Source organism: Actinomycetota bacterium (genome assembly GCA_018333515.1).
In the GTDB taxonomy this organism is placed as follows: domain Bacteria; phylum Actinomycetota; class Aquicultoria; order Aquicultorales; family Aquicultoraceae; genus Aquicultor.
This window is the reverse complement of record JAGXSZ010000001.1, coordinates 43,970-62,910: the sequence shown is the minus strand read 5'-3', so window position 1 is coordinate 62,910 and position 18,941 is coordinate 43,970. Positions and strand designations below refer to the sequence as shown.

The 18,941-nt window shown below is 55.0% G+C and carries 15 protein-coding genes; 12 read left to right on the top strand and 3 right to left on the bottom strand.

Annotation, left to right across the window (positions count from 1 at the left end):
- Positions 1 to 9: 9 nt before the first annotated feature.
- Genes KGZ93_00270 through KGZ93_00260 form a run of 3 tightly spaced genes read left to right on the top strand, consistent with a single transcriptional unit; the run spans position 10 to position 3,572 of the window.
- Entirely contained in the window at positions 10 to 507 is a 498-nt protein-coding gene (locus KGZ93_00270; GenBank protein ID MBS3908059.1) for a DUF4330 domain-containing protein, read from the top strand.
- 21 nt (positions 508 to 528) lie between these two features.
- Entirely contained in the window at positions 529 to 2,271 is a 1,743-nt protein-coding gene (locus tag KGZ93_00265; GenBank protein MBS3908058.1) for an O-antigen ligase family protein, read from the top strand.
- Positions 2,268 to 3,572: a hypothetical protein gene (locus KGZ93_00260; GenBank protein ID MBS3908057.1), complete on the top strand. Its 1,305-nt coding sequence runs from the start codon at positions 2,268 to 2,270 to the stop codon at positions 3,570 to 3,572. Before KGZ93_00265 ends, KGZ93_00260 begins: the two co-directional genes overlap by 4 nt.
- Positions 3,573 to 3,580: 8 nt before the next feature.
- Here the strand turns inward: KGZ93_00260 and KGZ93_00255 are convergent, their stop codons facing one another.
- Together KGZ93_00255 and KGZ93_00250 are read right to left on the bottom strand one after the other, a co-directional pair.
- Complete coding sequence (locus tag KGZ93_00255; protein ID MBS3908056.1) at positions 3,581 to 5,278, bottom strand: S-layer homology domain-containing protein; 1,698 nt, start codon at positions 5,276 to 5,278, stop codon at positions 3,581 to 3,583.
- Between the two features lie 62 nt (positions 5,279 to 5,340).
- Positions 5,341 to 6,357, bottom strand: a complete 1,017-nt coding sequence (locus tag KGZ93_00250) for a sugar transferase (protein MBS3908055.1) — start codon at positions 6,355 to 6,357, stop codon at positions 5,341 to 5,343.
- Positions 6,358 to 6,508: 151 nt separating this feature from the next.
- Here KGZ93_00250 and KGZ93_00245 point away from each other — a divergent pair, with 151 nt between their 5' ends.
- On the top strand, positions 6,509 to 7,771 hold the full coding sequence (locus KGZ93_00245; GenBank protein ID MBS3908054.1) for an LCP family protein: 1,263 nt from the start codon (positions 6,509 to 6,511) through the stop codon (positions 7,769 to 7,771).
- A gap of 3 nt (positions 7,772 to 7,774) precedes the next feature.
- Here the strand turns inward: KGZ93_00245 and KGZ93_00240 are convergent, their stop codons facing one another.
- Positions 7,775 to 8,752 (bottom strand): glycosyltransferase family 4 protein, encoded by a 978-nt coding sequence (locus KGZ93_00240; protein ID MBS3908053.1) that lies wholly within the window; start codon positions 8,750 to 8,752, stop codon positions 7,775 to 7,777.
- A 411-nt stretch (positions 8,753 to 9,163) separates the two neighbouring features.
- On the opposite strand from KGZ93_00240, the gene KGZ93_00235 reads away from it, so the two are divergent.
- The 8 genes from KGZ93_00235 to KGZ93_00200 all read left to right on the top strand — a co-directional run bounded on the left by KGZ93_00235 (position 9,164) and on the right by KGZ93_00200 (position 18,878).
- Positions 9,164 to 10,369 (top strand): N-acetylmuramoyl-L-alanine amidase, encoded by a 1,206-nt coding sequence (locus tag KGZ93_00235; protein ID MBS3908052.1) that lies wholly within the window; start codon positions 9,164 to 9,166, stop codon positions 10,367 to 10,369.
- Between the two features lie 80 nt (positions 10,370 to 10,449).
- Positions 10,450 to 11,064, top strand: a complete 615-nt coding sequence (locus KGZ93_00230; protein ID MBS3908051.1) for a GerMN domain-containing protein — start codon at positions 10,450 to 10,452, stop codon at positions 11,062 to 11,064.
- Positions 11,065 to 11,149: 85 nt separating this feature from the next.
- Positions 11,150 to 12,877 (top strand): SpoIID/LytB domain-containing protein, encoded by a 1,728-nt coding sequence (locus KGZ93_00225; GenBank protein MBS3908050.1) that lies wholly within the window; start codon positions 11,150 to 11,152, stop codon positions 12,875 to 12,877.
- A gap of 147 nt (positions 12,878 to 13,024) precedes the next feature.
- Positions 13,025 to 13,237: a hypothetical protein gene (locus KGZ93_00220; GenBank protein MBS3908049.1), complete on the top strand. Its 213-nt coding sequence runs from the start codon at positions 13,025 to 13,027 to the stop codon at positions 13,235 to 13,237.
- A gap of 28 nt (positions 13,238 to 13,265) precedes the next feature.
- Entirely contained in the window at positions 13,266 to 13,598 is a 333-nt protein-coding gene (locus tag KGZ93_00215) for a hypothetical protein (GenBank protein MBS3908048.1), read from the top strand.
- A 505-nt stretch (positions 13,599 to 14,103) separates the two neighbouring features.
- Positions 14,104 to 14,730: a sigma-70 family RNA polymerase sigma factor gene (locus KGZ93_00210; protein MBS3908047.1), complete on the top strand. Its 627-nt coding sequence runs from the start codon at positions 14,104 to 14,106 to the stop codon at positions 14,728 to 14,730.
- Positions 14,731 to 14,852: 122 nt separating this feature from the next.
- Positions 14,853 to 16,370, top strand: coding sequence for a hypothetical protein (locus tag KGZ93_00205; GenBank protein MBS3908046.1), 1,518 nt, complete (start codon positions 14,853 to 14,855; stop codon positions 16,368 to 16,370).
- Positions 16,371 to 16,580: 210 nt separating this feature from the next.
- Positions 16,581 to 18,878: an S-layer homology domain-containing protein gene (locus tag KGZ93_00200; GenBank protein MBS3908045.1), complete on the top strand. Its 2,298-nt coding sequence runs from the start codon at positions 16,581 to 16,583 to the stop codon at positions 18,876 to 18,878.
- The last annotated feature ends 63 nt before the right edge of the window (positions 18,879 to 18,941 follow it).

Below are 18,941 nucleotides of genomic sequence, written 5' to 3'. Positions count from 1 at the left end.
ACTTTCTTCATGGCATTGATCGACGAAAAAGGAAGGCTTTTCGGGCGGGTTAACCTCATAGACGCGGCGCTCATAATCGGCGTGCTGGCCTTAGTGGCGCTCGCTTTTGTGGTTTTAAGGGGACAGGGCAAAGTCGCGACCGTGCCCGAGAATAAAACCGTCACTTACACGATGATAGTAAAAGCTATTCGGCTCGATGTCGCCGGTTACATCAAAAAAGGCGACCTCGTCAAGAAGCAAGTGACCATGGGGCCGGTCGGAAAAATCGTCGACGTCGAGATTAAACCGGCTCAAGCGGTGGTCGATACCGCTGACGGGAGCAAAGTGCTGACCGTCTCACCGACTGAAAAAGATGTTTTTATCACAATCGAGACGAAGGGCCGTGCCGGCAGCGATATCATAGCGACCGGCAACGAGGTTCTGCGGGTAGGCGACAGGTTCAATATCGTCACCAAGTGGTTTATAGGAGACGCTGTCATCATCGGTATGGATGTCGCCGGCGACTAGCCGCGGTATAGGGGTGAAATCTTGTCCGAACTAGTTGCGGTACGCTCCAAAGCTTTTCCACATGTGTATATTATCGTCGCCGGCGCGGCGGTACTTCTCGGCATGCTCGGAGCGTCTCTGCCGTTCTCTAAGTTTATTCTTATCATCGCGGGGGCGATTGTCGCGGCTTTCGCGCTTGCCAACACCACATTCGCCATTGTCCTTTTGGTCACGGCGGTTCCGCTGGTCGGTTTTGGCGTCAACTTAGGTCCGGTTCCGATCGACGCGGTCACTATCTGCACGGCGCTTGTCATCATCTCGTACGCTATTCATAATTTAGGCACCGGCGACAAGCGACCGTCGGTCCCGTACGCTTGGGCGTTCCTGGCGTTCCTGGTCTTTGGGGCCGTCTCGGCGGTCGTCGCGCCATCGACGGTCGAATCGGCCGCGGTCATAATCCGCTTCATCGGCTATTTCGCGCTTGTCTACGCGGTCGGCTATTCGGTAAGGTCCCGGGAAGCGCTGACCTGGATATTAATACTCATGATAGTCGCCGGCGCAATCACCGGTCTTTACGGGATATACCAATACACTTACGCGCCGCAGACGGCGAAGATAGGCCTCTACGATTTGTCCGATGAGGTCGCCGCCAGGGTCGGCTCGACCTTTGAAAACCCCAATTTCTACGCGGAATATCTCGTGCTTATGGTGCCGCTCGGCTTGGCGTTGGTGCTGGGCTCGCGAGGGTTGTTTCGCCGGTTTGCAATGGGGGGCGCGACGCTGCTCCTCTTCGCCGCGCTCATCCTTACCTATACCAGGGGCAGTTGGATGGCTACCGGGATAGGCGTTATTCTGATGTCGTTGCTGACGAACGCTTGGCTGGTTTGGGTCTGGATAGCGCTTTTTGCGGTCGCGTTCGCCGCCGCGCCCGGCGTCGCCAGCCGCCTCGCCAGTATCACCAATATCACCGGAGGTACCGCCGGTTTTCGGATGAAGCTTTGGCGGATTGCGGCCGGCATCATCCGGGAGCACCCGTTGATAGGTGTCGGCATCGGCAACTATTACGATGTCTTTACCGAGTACATCTTCCGGCATCCCGAGTTGAGTGTCGGTTGGGTCATATACGGCGCGCACAACTCCTACCTTACGTTTTGGGCGGAGACAGGTATCTTCGGCATCTTATCGTTCGTCGCCATCATCCTTATCTCGATAAAATACGGCCTCTATCTCTCGCGCGCCAAGGCCAAAGACAGGTATCTCTCCTGGATAAACTCGGCTATTGTCGCCGGCGTAATCGGCTTTGCCATAAACAGCCTGACCAGCAACAGCTTCCATCACCCGCAGCCCGCGGTCTTCTTCTGGCTCCTCCTTGGCTTACAGGTCGCCATAGACGGTTTGGGTCCTGAGCCGGCGCATCACGAGGTCTCCCCATATGCCGAGGGGAGTTCTATTCTGCGCAACCTCAACCGGGCCAAGGCTACTCTTTCCGCCGCTTACCAGGCGCACGCAATCAACCGGATTATCCTGTTCAGCGGCGGGATATGGCGGAAGAGCGGCCTCATGGTATGGCTCTTTAAGAAACCGGCGACCCCGTCGCTCGCGGTCGGGAGCACGTTCTACGCCCCAGTGAAGCGGACGGCACGAGCGTTTCGCGGCTGGGGAGAGGCCACGCTCATGGCCAAGTTTGCCGCGGAGGTCGCCGAAAGGCCGTTTGTCGCGTCGCTGCTCTTTGCGGGAATCGCTCTGGCGGTCTGGGCGCTCTCAGTACCGGCGGTCGGCCGATGAGAGAAGGGCGCGTAAATATCTTCTCTCCACAGGTCTTCTTGCCGCTCTTTGTCTCAGCGTTTTACCTCGCCGGTTTAGCGCTGGTAGAGTTCTCACCCCGGGCGCTCTTCATAATCGTCACGGGGCTACTATCATATTTGCTCGCCGTCTACGCGGCGCAACGAATTCCAGACGATAGGGGAGCGCTCAACAAGAGCCAAGCGTTCGCGTATTTCGAACGGCTGCTCTTGTCGTTGCCGGTCGTATTCATTCTCGACCTCGCGCTCAAGCAGGTCGCGCCGCTCGCACTGCGCGCCCCGCTCTATCTCGCCCTGATGACCGCGCTCTTCTATGTTTTGGGAAAATCAAAGGTCAAGGTTACCGGTATGAATTACCTCGGTCTCGGCCTTCTGATGATATGCGCCTATGTGATTCCGGCGTTTGCCGTGTATGGGCTATACGGCTCGTATCTCAATCGCACCGGCGGGTTGATGCCGGCGTTTCTCGTCGGGATAGGGACGATAGTCACGGTCTACGGCTTGATGAAGATAGCGGAGGCGCTCGATACGCGCCGCCTGCTCCTTATGGCCGCCCTTATCGCGGCCGTAATCGGCCCACTGATGGCGGCCGGCGTCGGCTACCGCGCTTACGCCATCATCTACATCATGCCGCTCGTCTTCGAGTATTACCTGGAACGCAAGAGGCCCGTCGATTTCAAGGCGGGCGCAAAAGCGGCGGCTGTGGTCGTTCTCATCTTCATCTACACCTATCTCGCCACCTCGGTAGCGCGCGGGGTGATGTATAACCTGGCTCCGCTCGATTCGCCCAACGCGCCCGCGTTTGTCGTCGAATCCATGGAGAAGGGCGGCTACACCTACAGCGATATGGCGCTCAGCGGCTCGGAAGTGGGGCAAAAGTTCATCACGCGCCCCTTCTTCACCTACAAGGTCTTTCTGGGGGTCATCGAAGACAGCTATCCGTGGGGGCGGTCGCACGGGCGGTTGACCCTCTCGCTCATGCCCGGCGTCAACCTGGGGCGCGCTACGACCATCAGTATCCTGGGCAAGCCTTTCTCGACATCCTTTTTCGGGCTGGCGGTCCTGGAATTCGGTATTCTCGGGGTTATCCTCTACTCGGGGCTTCTCGGGATATGCCTGGCGACCGCGGCGCGCTTTCGCGACCCCAAAGTCTACGCGTTGATGCTGACCATCGTCATGCTATGGCTCGATACCGGCCCTTCGGTATGGTGGCATTGGCTGCCGTTTACAGCCGCGCTGTTGGCGTTTGGTTCCCTGGTATTGAGACGAAGAGAGGCCTCGTAACGCACCCGCTATTTGGAGAGCAGTTTGTAAAAGACGAGCGCCGCTTGCTCGCGGGTGAGCTTAAGCTCGGGCCTGAAGAAGTTCGGCCCGTATAGGCCCATCAGCTCGTTGCCGACAGCCAGGCCTATCTCGTTATAATACTTATGGTCCGCGGGCACGTCTTTCATGACAGGTTTTTCGTCGATCGGCGTATTGTACGCGGCGCCCAGGATTGCGGCGGCCTCATCTCTGGCGACCTCATCATCCGGGCCGAACAGCCCATCTTTGCCGCCAAGGTCTACGCCTCGCTCCTTGAGCGTTTCGATGTAGCCCCAATTGGAGCGGTCGCGCCCGACATCCCGGTAATACCCGTGGAAGACCCGATTTGGAGACCAGTTCTTTATCCGGCAGAGCCAGACCGCGAACTCGGTCTTGGTCATCACATTGTGCGGGCCGAACCAGCCGTTTTCGTTGGTGACGATTCCCGCCTTGCTGAGCGCGGTTATCTGCGTAAACGAGCGGTGTTCTTGCGGGATATCTATGAAGTTGTATTTAAGGTAATTATTGAACTTATCCGCGTACTCCTTGAACGCCGCTTCGCCGGTGAAGTCGTAGAGCCGGTAGAGGAGCGTGGTGTGGATCTTGTGGTATTCAAAACTCGCCTTATTGCCTTTGACGAGTGAATAGTTCGACCAGTAACCGAGGTCGTACTCGCCCAAGTGCTCTTTCGCCTCGGCTATACCGGCGTCGAACAGTTTAAGCGCCTTTTTATTGCCGGTACGCTCGTGGTAATCGTGGAGGCTGTCGAGCGTAAACAGAAACCCGTTGAGAATCTTGAGTTGGTCGGTCGCGGCCACCTCTAAATACCAGTTGCCGTGCTCGTCATAGTCGGTGACGCCGCCTTTATCCCAAGGTACGCGGAAGGAGTTTAAAATCTTTTCGCCGGCACGCAGGTACTTCTTTTCGCCGGTTATTTCGTAGCATTTTCCGGCGAGGTCGAGGATGAGGCCTTGCGCCATCGCGGACCTCCAGGGGGCGGCGAATTTGCGCGACCCGAATTCGAGGTCGAAGTGGTTTTCCCAGATATAATAGGCGCCGACGCCCGGGAATGTCGGCTCTATCGCATGGGCAAGGAGTTCGTCGGTGATTGCGACGAATTTCTCGTGGTTGCCTTTGGAGTAGTGCTCGAACGCCATGTTGGCGGTGGTAACCGGGTTGAAATGGACCCCGTAGTTCGGGTAATAGACATACGCCAGATTAGCGCCCTCGTAATCTTTTAAAATCTCCAACTTCTCCGACGCCGTGTTTCCGGCGAGGAAATAGCTTATGGTCTTATCTATATCCTGCATGATTATTTTGATGCGCGTCTGAGCTTCGGGGGTGCTCTCGTCGATTCCGGCGATGAGGTCGAGGCTGTATTGGAGTTCCGCCGCCTCGCGTCTCCGGCCCTCCTCGTCCAAGTCTTTCTTGACCCGCACCGCTTTTTCGAGAGTAACGGCGCCCGGCTCGTTTTCTACCTCGGCGCCTTCGACGGATATCTTTGACTTGCTCGACAAGGCGCTCGGGTTGAGGAGCGGCAGGGAAGGCCGCTCCAGAACCGGCATCACGTTATTGGCGAGCGAGTCCGGGTAGAAGTATGCCAGCGCCAGCACCGCGAGGAGCGTGGCCAACAACAACTCTTTTATTCTAAATGCGTGACGCTTTTTTACTTTATAATAATAGAGCATGGCTCTCCCAAACCCAAACCGCGTCCTTTTTATTCTAAGTCTCTACCCACAAAGGGTCATTTCTAAAAAGCTCCCCGTCGCGAGAGAACCCGCCATAAGGTCAAGAGCATAACTTTAAGGTCGAGAAAGAACGATTGGTTGTCGACGTATTCGATATCCAGCGCGAGGCGCTCGCCGAATGTGATATTGCCGCGCCCGTTGACCTGCGCCAGGCCGGTTAGGCCGGGTTTTACTTCGAGGCGTTTGAGGTTGTCGTCCGAGACTTCCAGCTCTTCGGGGACGAGCGGCCTCGGTCCGACCAGGCTCATCTCACCCTTAGAGATGTTGATGAGCTGAGGTAGCTCATCGAGGCTGGTCGTTCTCAAGAACTTTCCGAACGGGAAGACCCGCGGGTCGTCCTGAATCTGGCAGACATCTTCGTCTTGGGCGCCGAACAATTGGAACCGGTCGATTATACTGTCCGCGTCGGGTATCATCGTCCTGAATTTTATGATATTGATGATGCGCCCATGCCGGCCCACGCGTCTCTGGTGGAAGAATATCGGCCCCGGAGAGGCGAGTTTTATGCCGATGGCGATCGCGAACATTATAGGCGCCAGGAACATCAAGGCCGCTATACTTGCCGCGAAGTCAAGGACCCGCTTTATCAGCGGGTATATGATCATATGTTTTTGGCTGGCCGGCGCGTAATGCGCGCGCTGCTCGCCGATGATGCCGCCGAACATCAGCAACGTCAATATGGGGATATAACCGACGAGTACCTTTATATGGAAGGGATACGGCAACAGCGACGGGACATCCTGCGCGGATATATTTATTCTTATCACGCTAAACAAAAGGTAGCCTAATATGCCGATTATCCAGCCGTCGGTCTTCGAGCGCCAGCCGGCCCAATATCCGCAGAATACCGCGGTCAAATAATAGGCTCCTATTAGAAGTATGACTTCGATTTCGTTGGCGACCGCCGTGTCGCCGATTTCGGTCTGCCGCAGGAGCCGGTTGTAAAGGAGCACGAATCCGTGGAATAAAACAAACGAAAAAAGGCCCGATTCGATTATCGCTCTGATTTTAGTGAACATGAATTCTCCCGCATAATAGGCTCTATTATAGTTTAATGGGCTTCAATGCGCATATCAAGACAGGCGAGGTTTGTGTTTAGAAAGAAACCATTTGAGGGATGATGTGTTTTTATGATAATCTGACGATTGAATTCTTTATTGGAGGATTAGTTTGTACGAGGGAAAGCACTCAGCGGCAAAACCGCGCAAGCGTGATTACATTCGGGTCTTTACGCTCTGGGCATTGATGATAGCACTCTTCGTCGGCGCCGGGAGTTTTGTCTTCGCCAGAATTCTCGAGGAGAGAATCCACACCGGCACGCCGGCCCACGGCGCGGATGAGGAACTCGCATGTAACGCCCCCGAAGAAAACGAGCCCGCCACTTTTTTGCTTCTCGGCAGCGACACCAGGGGCGGAGAAGACGAGCGGGGTCTTGCCGATACCATCATGGTGTTGAGGGTCAACCCCGACAAAAAAATCGGCTATCTCATCTCGATTCCCAGGGACACCAGGGTCGATATTCCCGGCAAAGGCAAGCGCAAAATCAATGCCGCGTACCAGTACGGCGGCCCCGACTTAATGATAGAGACAGTCGAGGATTTTCTAGGGCTAGACATCAACCATTACGCGGTCGTCGATTTTCAAGGATTTAAAGATATCATCGACGCGCTCGGCGGTATCGATATCGACGTGGAGAAGAGGCTCGTCGACGATCGCCACCAAATCGATATACGCCCCGGCTACCAGCATCTCGATGGGGAAGAAGCGCTCAAGTATGTCCGCATTCGCAGGGTCGATGACGACTTCGGGCGCATCGAGAGGCAGCAGAAATTTCTCAAAGCCGTGATGGACAAGCTTCTGCGGGTGAGCTCGCTTTTGAGGATACCGCAGCTTGCCGACATTACGTCGCGAAACCTTAAGACCGACCCCGAACTCGGCGTTACGCGGATGATAGGATACGGCAAGAACTTCAAATCGCTGGGACGGGAAAACCTCCACATGGTCACGGTGCCCGGTACGCCGCAAGAAATCGGCGGCGGAAGCTATGTCATCGCCGATGAGGGTGAACTCGCCTGGATACTCGAGCGAATCCGCTCCGACCTGCCGCTCGAACTTACCGAAGAAGAAAAAGAGAATCTTAATATCCGGGTCGAGGTTCAAAACGGCAGCGGCACAGCCGGCATCGCCCACAAGATGGCCGAAAAGCTCGGCGCGTTGAATTTCAAGATACGCGAGGTGGGGAACGCGCAGAGCTTCACCTACTACGATACGCAAATCATCGCCTCCGAAGAGAAGGCCGAATTGGCGAGGCGCGTCCAGTCGAAATTGGGTTTTGGACGTGTGGTCGTCGAGGGAGCGAGTTCCGAAACAATCGATGTCCTGGTCATCGTCGGCAGGGACTACAGCCGCATGATAGGCGAGTCCGACGACTAACCCCTAACCATCCGTATACAACTTAGCCAGGCGCTCGGCGACCGCGATATAGTCATGGTACTTTACGACCCACTCTCGCCCCGCAAGGCCCAGCTCTTCGCGGAGGTCGGGTTTTTCCAATAGTTCCTCTACGCGCTCGACTATCTCGTCCTCGGTTTTGGCGAGCGCGAGCGGCGGCGCCTCAGCGTACCAGTCCTGATACTTGAAATGGCAGACCACCGGGCGGGCGCAGGCCATCGCCTCCATCTCCGACATCCCCATGATCCCCAACTCGAATTGTCCGACGACGACCCGATAATTCGGGATGAGGCGCGCCAACTCTTCGTGCGTCATTTTGGGGATGAAGTTCACAAAACCGCAATCTTTAAACCTGTCCAGGTCGGGACCCCACGTCAGGGCGTCGATGCTCAGGCCTGGGTTGTCTTTTTTGACGCGCTCGAGTGCCCGAAACGCGACATCGACCCCTTTAATCTTGTCGATTCTGCTGATTAAGAGGACCTTGTTCGCGGCGCCCTCGAAACCCCGGGGCTCGAAGAGTTCCGTGCGAATCGGGTTGGGTATGAAGATCGCGTCGGCCCGCGCTTTCTCGGCGTGGACCTTCAAATCAGGCGTGGAATAAAAGACACGCTCGGCCCGGTCGAGACTTATTTTCGTAACCGCTTTGAAAAGGGGATGGTAGAGGTTTCGCCGGATATCGGTCCCGTGGCAGTGGAGCCGGTACGGGTAACCGCCGAGCACCCCGAGCATGCCGAAGTAGGCGTAGTGGATGTGGACGATATCGAAGCGCTCGCGCGCTATCTTTGAGCGAAGCGCCCGCATATCCGCGATACGATTTGAGACGACCTTCAATTTGCCCAATTTGCCGCTGGTGTTTATGCCGGTGTACGGCTGGTATAGAGAGGCGTCTATACCGATTTTCCGCAAGCCCTCCACCAGGCCCGCGGGCACGTTTGCGACGTTGTTGACGTGTAATACTCTCATTTTACAGGGCCTTCTCTTAAAGTTGGGCATGATATTGAGGTTTTACCAAGCTACGATGAAATTTTAAAGGGTTCGCGGGGCCGCGTCTAGGGGATGAGGCGAGTTATGAGAACCGGGCCGGCGCAATTGTTTCTCGTAGCTCAGGGCTTTAGCCCTGATTGCTTGCCCGGTTTGCATAGATAGCGGTTGCGGTTGGCAATACAATCCGTTGCTGTTAGAATATTGAGAAGTACGTTGGCCAAAAGACATCTCTTGCGCCGATGATTATCAAAACCTTGCTTTTGGTATGTATAGAACAACCGCTCATGATTTAAGTAAATGTAAAAATTTGCCGATGTTTTTGTAGTAATTCAATGCCGCATGTATCTCTGTCGAATGAACGGTAGTCCGCTTGTACCAGGAGGTTTTGCAATGGTGAAACGAGGGCCGGCAGCACTGCTTCTTGTTTTAAGTCTTATTTTTGCGTTCGCTCTTCCCGCGCATGCTTCGTTTAGCGATTTATCCGGCAACGACGAGTATTACAACGCTGTAGTCGACCTTACATCGAAGAATATCATCTCGGGATTCCCGGATGGCACCTATCGTCCCCTCGACCCTTTGACCAGGGCGCAGATGGCTAAGCTTATCTGTTTGGCCAAGCAGTACCCGCAACCGACCGCGGCCGCGGACGTCTTCAAAGACGTCCCGTTCGACCACTGGGGCACGGATTATATCAAAGCGAGTTCCGCCGCCGGGATTGTCCGCGGCTACACGGACGGGACATTCAAACCCGAACAGCGGATTACCAGGGCCGAGTTGGCGCGCATGTTGCGCCGTGCTATCGAAATGCCCGTGATTTCAACGAGCACTCCAAGTTTTAGCGATGTCGCGTCGGGCTACTGGGCGTACGGTGAGATAAAGACCGTCGCTTACTACGGCATCATGGGTGGTGCGAACGGCAAATTCCGCCCCGCCGAATACGCGACGCGGGCCGAGATTGCTCTGGCTGTCCACAACATGCTAAACGCGAATTTGACCCCGCCCGAACAGCAGCCGTCGCCGCCGCTGGATGACGGTAAGATAATTGTGGCGATCGATGCCGGGCATGGCGGTAAAGACCCCGGTGCGGTAGCCAAGAGCAACGGCTTGAAAGAAAAAGATGTCAATTTAGCGGTCGCTCTGAAAGTGCGCGACCTGTTGAAAAACGCGGGCATCGAGGTCGTCATGACCCGCGAGACCGATGTATTTTTGGATTTGAGCCAACGCGCTACGCAGGCGAACAACGCCAACGCCGATATTTTTATCAGCATCCACCATAATGGAAATGTCAACCCCGACGTGGACGGCACCGCCGTCTTCAGCCACCCGAATTCGCAAGAGGGCGCGCGCCTCGCGAAAAGCATCCAAGACGAGCTGGTCAAAGCGTTTGGTTGGGCGGGAGTCAAAGGCAAAGACGACGGCATCAAGACCGCGGATTTCAAGGTCTTAAGAGAGACGCTTATGCCCGCGGTTCTATGCGAGTCGGCATTCTTAAGCAACGCGGATGAAGCGGCGCTCCTGGCGACCGATGAGTTTCGCCAAAAAGAGGCCGAGGGGATATTCAGGGGCATCGCCAAATATCTCGGATTATCGATTTAAAGCCAGGCCGAGTGGTACCCCGGTAAAATTATGTATTATAATTGAAGCGCAACAGTAAAGCTTAAGTGAAAGGAACTCCAGTGAAGAGGACCATTACATTATTGCTAATCGTTGCCTTGGTTTCTCTACTAACAGTACTTGCGACCGGCTGCGAAGACGAGGCTAAGAAGAGCGCCCCGGTGAGCGAGGCGCAAAAGTATAATGTCGCGACCGATGCCCAAGAGAGCGCGGCGACCGAGAGCGGCGCCGACGCGGGCAAAGCAATAGCCGGCGCCAAGAGCGCCAAGGCCGTCGACATCACGGTTTACTTCAGCGATGACCAGTCCGAATACCTCGTTTCCGAGACGCGCCACATAGCCGACACCGAAAACCTTGCGATATCCGCGATGGAAGAGCTTATCAAAGGCCCGACGGAGAGCGGGCACTATGCCACTATTCCATCGGAGACCTCTATTCTCGGCATTGACATAAACGACCGCATCGCCTATGTCAGTTTTTCGAAAGAACTAATCGATAAGCACTGGGGCGGCAGCTCCGGCGAGCTTATGACGATAACGTCTATCGTCAACACCCTGACCGAATTCGACGATATCCAAAAAGTCCAAATACTCGTCGACGGAAAGACCGTCGAGACTATCGCAGGCCACTCGGATGTAAGCAGACCTCTTGCCCGGGACGACACGAAGATAAAGTAGGACGGGACGTCGCCCTCGATGCCCGACGCGGTTCGTCAATCATCATTTATGCGGCAATATTAGGAGTTCAGCGAGGAGTTCAGCGATGCGCAAAAAGTCATTTATCTTAATCGTCTTAGCAAGCCTGGTCTTTCTCTACGCAACGCCTGTTCCGGCGGCTGCCGCTGACTATACCTTTAAAGGCTACGGCTTCGGGCACGGTATCGGCCTGTGCCAGTGGGGCGCCAAGGGGAGGGCGAGCGCGGGGCAGGCCTACGAGCAAATCCTTACCCACTATTACCAGGGGACGCAAATCACGAGCGACTACAATGTGCCGCCTACGGTTCGCGTTCGCCTCTTCGACAAAGCGAATCTTACCAAAGTCTTCTTCGCGGGCGAGAACTCAACGACGATAGATTTTGTCAACACCGACGGTACTTATGCTTACCAGGGCGCCGTAGGCAAGTGGTCGGCAATCTCCAACGAGCGGGGCCTTTTAAGCCTCATCGGCCCGGACGGCACGGTAGGCGCCGAGAACCTGGCGAGCCCCATCATCGCCACCAACGCCGCCGACAACATCATCGTCTACAATGCGAGCGCCAAGCGATTCCATTCTTATAAGGGAAGCATGTACGTCTATTCGACCGGCAAAGCCTCGCTCTATGTCGTCAATTACATACAATTCGAGCCGTTTTATCTCTACGGGCTAGGCGAGGTGCCTTCGAGCTGGCCGTATGATGCACTTTATGCGCAAGCTATCGCGGCGCGCTCCTACGCCATCAAGAACATGAAGCCGCAGGCCGCCTTCGACCTCTACGACTCGGTATCGAGCCAGGTCTACGTCGGTGTCGACAAGATAAACGAGACCTCGAAGGGGACCAATTGGGGCGCGAGATGGAAGAAGGCGGTCGACGACACCGCGCGAAAAGTAATCACGCATAACGGGTCGCCGATATCGGCTTATTATTTTTCGAGTTGCGGCGGGCACACGGAGAACATCGAGCTTGCCTGGACTAACTCTAGCGCTCAACCTTACCTTAAGGGCGTAAGCGATAAAGACTCGTCAGGGAAGGCCTACTGTCAGCAGAGCGGCAATTCGAGCTTCTCGTGGACAGCCGCTTTTAGTAAAGCGGACCTCGAGTCGAAGCTTGGAGTGACCGGGTTCTCCGGCGTCGGGATAACAAAGACGGGTGTGTCGCCGCGCATCGCCAAACTGGATATCTTAAAATCCGACGGCTCGAAGACGACGATGGCCGGGAGCACCTTCCGCTCGAAGCTCGGCCTGAAGAGCACCTGGATATATCAGATGGGCGGCGTCTTCCCGGATGTGGCGCTCGACCACTGGGCATCCGCGCAAATCACAAATCTCGTGGAGCGCGGCGTTATCGGCGGCTACCCCGACGGCTCGTTCAGGCCGGAATCGCCGGTTACCAGGTCGCAGTTTGCCAAGATGCTCTGCTTGGCGCTGGGCATATCGAGCGCGGGCGCGAGCGAATTTACCGACTCACAGGGACACTGGGCCGAAGGTTATATCCAGGCGCTTGCCCTGCGCGGCGTCGTCGGCGGTTATCCGGACGGCACCTTCAAGCCCGAGGCCCAAATAAACCGCGCCGAGATATGCGCCATCATCGCGCGGGCGCTCGACCTCACGCAGGGGCCGACGCCGGCCGCGTTCCCCGATATCGCCGACCACTGGGCGGCGCCGAACATCCGGCTTATAGCCTCCAACGGCATTGTCAACGGCTATACCGACGGCAGTTTCAAGCCCAACGCGAGCGCCAAACGCTCGGAGGTCTCGGCCATCGTCTACCGCATGTTCGGGTTTGCGCAGTAGTCTGTGTCCTATACGGCAGGCAGTCCTTAAAATTGAGCTGATAATAAAAATAATAAAAATATCAAAAGCATAAATATGCAAATATATCTTGCAATGTGGATAGTTTTTGGGGCATTATCTTAATATCGTTCAACGAAGGAGAGCGGCATGAGCCCGGAAGATAAGAAAGAGTTTTTGGAATTATTTAAGCAGAGCTTTGAGCGCATAGTATTGCCGACAATAGTCGATATTCATAGGATTTTAGACCGCATTACACAGTTTGATTGCAGTGAAGATCAACTTGACGACAACGGAAAATGCTTGGTCGACATCGAGCACAAGCTAAACACAGTCGTCGACGAGCAGGACAAGCAGGCATAGAAATAGATTTAGGCATTGGAGTGAGCCGATGAATTCAGATGACAGAAAAGAAATCATCAACATCGTCAACCAGGGTTTTGAAGCAGTCATTCTGCCTTATTTCGCTCGCGTCCAAGAGGGTATCGACGCAATACGTGAGGACGTCGCAGTCATAAAGGATACGCTGCAAGACCACGGCAACAGGCTTGCCAAAATCGAAGTCCGGCAGGAAAACCACAGCTACCGTTTAAGCCGTATCGAAAACATACTTGATGACCATAGCGATGAATTTGAGCGCGTTAATCAAAAGCTCGACGCGGTCGTTGACCGGCAGGACAAGCAGGACGCGGATATCAAGGGGTTAAAAGGGAAGGCCGGTTAAGCTGCCCTGGGGCTTAACCGAACCCGCGCTGTTCGCCCAGAAGATACCGCTCTTTATGTGCGGGAAGTTTTTATCAGTGACCCCTTTACTATCGTTGCCGTACACGCTATTCTAATATATCACAAAGTTAAATTTACGTGAAATCGCTTTTGTAAAAGACGCTTTTAAGGTAGAATGTTTTACTGTGCGCCTTATGCGACATACGCTCGCAAGGGCATAGGATTTTGAGCAATCGAAGTCGAATAAAGTCAATCAAAGTAACTGTAAATAGTCCGGAAAGCCAGTGCGGTCCATGCTGCGACAGGTGGGCGGAAGAAACATTCATACCAGAAATCGTCGAGCGATTATTAGCGGCAAGTTCTACGACACGGAGGGGCTTTCGTGACACCCAGGGAAAATTTGTTATCTTTTTTCATAAAGAGCAGTATCTTTTCCGCTGCTTCTTCGTCTATTCGTTTTGGAAGGGTAAGTTTTCCAGCGGCGAGCATCGGGTATAGGAGAGGTTATGAGTAACCTTAAAAACCTCGATGTGCTGGTGATGAACGCCAAACAGTTGGACGGGGACGCTCTCGCCACACTCTATGACGACTTCCTTCCACATGTGTTCCGGTATGTCTATTATCAAGTGAACAACCGGGCTGTCGCCGAGGATTTAACATCCGAGACGTTCTTGAAGATGCTTACGGCCGTCCCTGATTTCAGGGAAGGGGGAGATTCGTTCTACCCTTGGCTCTTGCGAATCGCCAAGAACACGACCTTCGACTACTTGAGGTCGAAGTCGAGGCAGACGCACATCTCACTCGATGAAGAAATCGAGGAACTTCTCTTTGACAGGCGCAATAAATCCGATCTTGAGCACACGGTCATCGCCGCGCTCGATGCCGAAGAGGTCAAGAAAGCCGTCGGCAAGCTTACCGATGAACAGCAGCAGGTGCTGTTACTCAAGTTTACGATGGGCCTTTCAAACGCCCAGGTCGCGCGGGTGCTCGATAAGACCGAAGGTTCGATAAAGTCGCTTCAGGTGCGGGCGCTCGCCTCGATAAAGAGGTATTTCGAGTCTAACCGGCGCCTTGAAGAGCGGGTCGAGCCGGCGGCGATTATCGGCAAGACCGAGCCGGTAAAGAAGGCGTAAGATGAGGTTTTACGGTTAAACGTAGCTCAGTAAACGTAGCTCAGGGCTTTAGCCCTGACCGTCAGCCCTAAAGGGCTGAGCTACGAGGCTGAGGCTATAACTATAAGAACAAGGGATACAGAGTGGAAAAGGCAAACGCGAACAACAAAAAACTGGAGAACGCGCTCGACTACAGCATAAAGCTGTTGAACTCGGGCGCTTCGATAGAAGATTGCCTGAAGCTCTACCCCAACCAGCGCCGCGAACTAAAAGAGCTGCTGGAGGCGGCGGCCACGCTCAAGTCCGCCTACCCCGGTTATCCCGAATTGCGCCCATCGAAACTATACGCGAAGACCGCGCGCGCCGAGTTTCTCTCCGCAATCGAAAACGGCGTGCCCGCTACACCGAGGGCGAGAGTGCGCGAGCCGCAAACTACTAAATCCAATCTCTTTGTTATAAATAGTTTCTTCCGCAAGGCTATTCTTAGCTCCGCGGCTGCCGCGGCGGCGATAGTTATAGCGGCGGGCGGTTTGGTCTACGCATCCGGCGACAGCATGCCGGGCTCACCGCTCTACGCCGCCAAACGGACGGCGGAAAAAATTCAACTAGCCCTTGCGCTCAACCCCGAAGGCAAGGCGAAACTCCACTATGATTTTGCCCAGAGAAGGATAGACGAGGCCAAAAGTATGGCGAAATCGGGTAAAGACGCCCAAGTCGCCGACATCTCGCGAGAGGCGAAAGAAAGCCTTGAAGAAGCGGGTAAGGTAGTGAAAGTAGTGCCGCCGGTCGAGAAAGACAAGCTTACCGGCGAGATAGACTCTATAGATAGCGCCGCCAGAGAGCGGACGGCAAAGAAACTCGCGGACGCCGCGGACGCCGATGGCGTTAGCGAGGCGATACCTGAGACAAAGGCGGCCGGACTAACAAAGAACAGCGCCGGCGATGATGAGAACACCGCAAGCGCCGAGACGCCGATGATGACGGCGAGTGTCAAGAGGTTGGTCGAGAAAGCGACGGCGGGCTCGTCGAGCAGCAAGGCGTCGGCGTCACTCGCCCCGTTCACCGTGGAGGGCCTCGATATTTCTGATAAATACATCAGCCCGAACGCGGACGGCGCAAAAGACTCGATAACCGTGACCGTAAGCGGGGCGGCGGCCGACAAGTTCAAGGTCGAGCTGTACAGGGGCGCGGTGCCGGTCGCGACAATCGCCGAGCAGACAGCGGGACGAAATCTGGAGTTTGTCTGGGACGGCAAGGATATCGACGGCAACATAGTCGCGGACGGTGAATACTCCGTTAAGGTCTCGGGTGGCGGCGGGCAGGCGGCGAATAAGAAAGCCAAAGTCGTAGTAGACACCGTAGCTCCCGCGATAAAACTAATCGAGCCTCCGGCCAATATCGAGACGGCCGTCTCGCGGCCAAGGTTTGTCTGGGGGGCCGACCAAGACATCGAATCTAGCGACCTATACCTGAGCCTCGACGGCTCGACGCGCGAAATCGCCGGCATCACCAATGGCTTCTATCTCATGGATAGGGATTTAAGGCCCGGCGCGTGGACATGGATTGTCGTGGCGCGGGACAAGGCCGGGAATATAAACAGGAGCGAAGCGCGGGCGCTGACCATCGCGGAAACCGAGGATGATAGCGCACCCGATGAGTAAGACGGGCACGCCGCGTTTCTCGGGTATGCAGAAAAGTTTTTACGTTAATTATTGGACAGACCGTAACTATTTTGGTTGTCTGTCGTCTAAATAAGTGTAAGGCAAGACCTTGTATGGGATTGCCTTTATAATTTTATTCCGTCGCGAGGGGAGGTGGAACATATTAAGACAAACATGTTAAACAATGTAATTCGAAGGGAAGGTGCTTTAATGATTAAAGGAAGAAACAGAATTGTTGCCATGACACTCGTTGTCGCGATGATCTTGACAATGGTTCCGGTAGCGGCGTTCGCCCATAAGGTTAACCCTGTACCCGCAAAGCCTAATGTCGCAATCGGGGCAATAAGTGGGGCAGCCGCCAACGTAACGGTTGAGGAAACATTTACAACCGAGTTTCCGGTAGCCGATACAACGGTCACCGTCACACTCAAGGATCGCAATGGCACCACTGGCAACGTCACCTTTGCGAATATCCCGTCAGTTAGCGGCTCGGGCGCAAAGAGCATTCAGCTTATCAATTCGCATACTCTGCAGTTCAAGATTAACGGCGATAGTGCGAAGACCGACAAGATTGACTTTACCAACATCAACTACGCTGTACTTGCTACTACGCCAACCGGCGATGTCAAGTTTGAAGTTGCTATAGGTTCCGAAACCAACACATATAGCAACGCGACGATCGTGCACGGTGTTGCGGTAGCGCGCGTCGGCGACAAGACGTCGCTGAGCGCAACCGGCAACAGCCTCTCGGTAGCCGGCATCAAGCTTACAGAGAGCGCGGCGGCGCAGTTCCAGGGTGGCAACAAAATCAAGCTCAGCATCGAGAACGCCGGTGTAACCTGGACTCAGGTTGCGATAACCACCGTTACCACCAGTACGGCGGGCACGAGCCTAGAACTCGGGACCATGACGATAGTCGACAGCGGTAAAGCACTCGAGGTTACCGTAAACAAGGCGAGCACCGAGGCCAGCACAATCGAGTTCGGCGCATTGAAGCTCGACGTTTCAAACACCGCGGCAACCGGCGATATTAAAGTCGCGGTAACGAGCACAGGCCCGGCGCCTATCAACCCGACATCGGTCGCCGTTGCCAAACTCGATGTTTCCGGCACGATCGCAGCCGCCGCAACAGCGACCAGTGTTACAACCGGTAATGGCAAGGCAGCCGGACCTATCACACTAACTGAGAGCCAGGCAAAATCGTTCTCGGCCTCTTCAGGCACTAACATACTGAAAGTAAAGCTAAAAACCGGAACCTTCCAGTCGGCTCCGACCGCTGCGGCAACCGGCGGCATTACATTCGCTGTCGGTAGCAACACAACAAGCTCAACGGCAGGTTCACTCAGCCCTGATTTTACTGAGGCAACCTGGACGATTAACGCCCAGAGTTCTAGCGCCGGCGTTATCACCATCAGCGGTCTGATGATCAACATTCCGGCCGGCGCAACCGGGGATATTCAGGCCGATGTAAGCGGCGGCGGTATTAGCGGCACCAAGACTGTTACAATCGCAACACTTGGCACCACCTCTATCGCAACTGTCGCAGCCGCAAGCAAGCCTGCAATGAAGGTCAACACACCGAACCAGGCGGCCGGCGACATCACCATCACCGAGGCCGCTGCTGGAAGCCTTGCTACAAGCGGTGTTATTTATCTAACCATCTTCGGTCAGAACACCACCGACAACGCAATCATCTTCGGCGCGCTTCCGACCGTTAAGGTTACAAGCGGCGACCTAGTTGTCGGCACCGTTGTCGCGGCGAGCACCGTAAGCACAACGGCGACAGCCGAGAAATTCACGATCAAGATCCCGGTTACCACAAAGAGCGGTACCGCAAGCACTATCAAGATCAGCGGTATCAATTACGATATCAGTGCTAAGGGCGCTTCAGGCGACATCGTTCTCGACGTTCGTTACATCGCAACCGACACCGGCTTTGCTAACGCGACCAGGCTCGCAACGGTCGCAAACGGCTTCATCGGCGTTGTCGCCCCGAAGTTCGCTGACGTTCTATCGACACACTGGGCGTTCAGCTTCATCGAAAACCTCGTAGCCAAGGGCATTCTCGCCGGTTACGCTGATGGCTCCTTCAAGCCGAGTGGTCACATCACGCGCGCGGAGTTCGCGAAGATAGCTGTTGTGGCTAAGGGCCTTGGTACAAAAACCGGCTCATCCTTTAGCGATACCTCAGGCCACTGGGCAGCGGGCTACATCGAGGCTGCCAAGGCAGCAGGCATCATCGGCGGCTACGCTGATGGTACCTTTAGGCCAAATGCGATGATCACACGCGCTGAAATCGCGAAGATCGTTGTTGTTGCGGCTGGATTTACAATCAATACCTCGGGCGCGGGCTTCAGTGATATAGCTAGCCATTGGGCGAAAGACTATATTCTGACCGCGGCAAACCAAGGTGTTGTCGGCGGTTACGCGGATGGTACCTTCAAGCCAAACGCACATGCAACTCGCGCGGAGGCCAGCAAGATGGTATCGGTCTGGGTTAACAAATAATCCAACCAAATAATCGAGTTTGCAGCGCAAGCTTCACACCTTGATTAGAAAAGAACGACAAGA

Coding starts and splice junctions, on each gene's coding strand:
- KGZ93_00270 (MBS3908059.1), top strand. CDS start 10: ATGGCATTGATCGACGAAAAAGGAAGGCTTTTCGGGCGGGTTAACCTC.
- KGZ93_00260 (MBS3908057.1), top strand. CDS start 2,268: ATGAGAGAAGGGCGCGTAAATATCTTCTCTCCACAGGTCTTCTTGCCG.
- KGZ93_00255 (MBS3908056.1), bottom strand. CDS start 5,278: ATGCTCTATTATTATAAAGTAAAAAAGCGTCACGCATTTAGAATAAAA.
- KGZ93_00250 (MBS3908055.1), bottom strand. CDS start 6,357: ATGTTCACTAAAATCAGAGCGATAATCGAATCGGGCCTTTTTTCGTTT.
- KGZ93_00240 (MBS3908053.1), bottom strand. CDS start 8,752: ATGAGAGTATTACACGTCAACAACGTCGCAAACGTGCCCGCGGGCCTG.
- KGZ93_00235 (MBS3908052.1), top strand. CDS start 9,164: ATGGTGAAACGAGGGCCGGCAGCACTGCTTCTTGTTTTAAGTCTTATT.
- KGZ93_00225 (MBS3908050.1), top strand. CDS start 11,150: ATGCGCAAAAAGTCATTTATCTTAATCGTCTTAGCAAGCCTGGTCTTT.
- KGZ93_00220 (MBS3908049.1), top strand. CDS start 13,025: ATGAGCCCGGAAGATAAGAAAGAGTTTTTGGAATTATTTAAGCAGAGC.
- KGZ93_00215 (MBS3908048.1), top strand. CDS start 13,266: ATGAATTCAGATGACAGAAAAGAAATCATCAACATCGTCAACCAGGGT.
- KGZ93_00210 (MBS3908047.1), top strand. CDS start 14,104: ATGAGTAACCTTAAAAACCTCGATGTGCTGGTGATGAACGCCAAACAG.
- KGZ93_00200 (MBS3908045.1), top strand. CDS start 16,581: ATGATTAAAGGAAGAAACAGAATTGTTGCCATGACACTCGTTGTCGCG.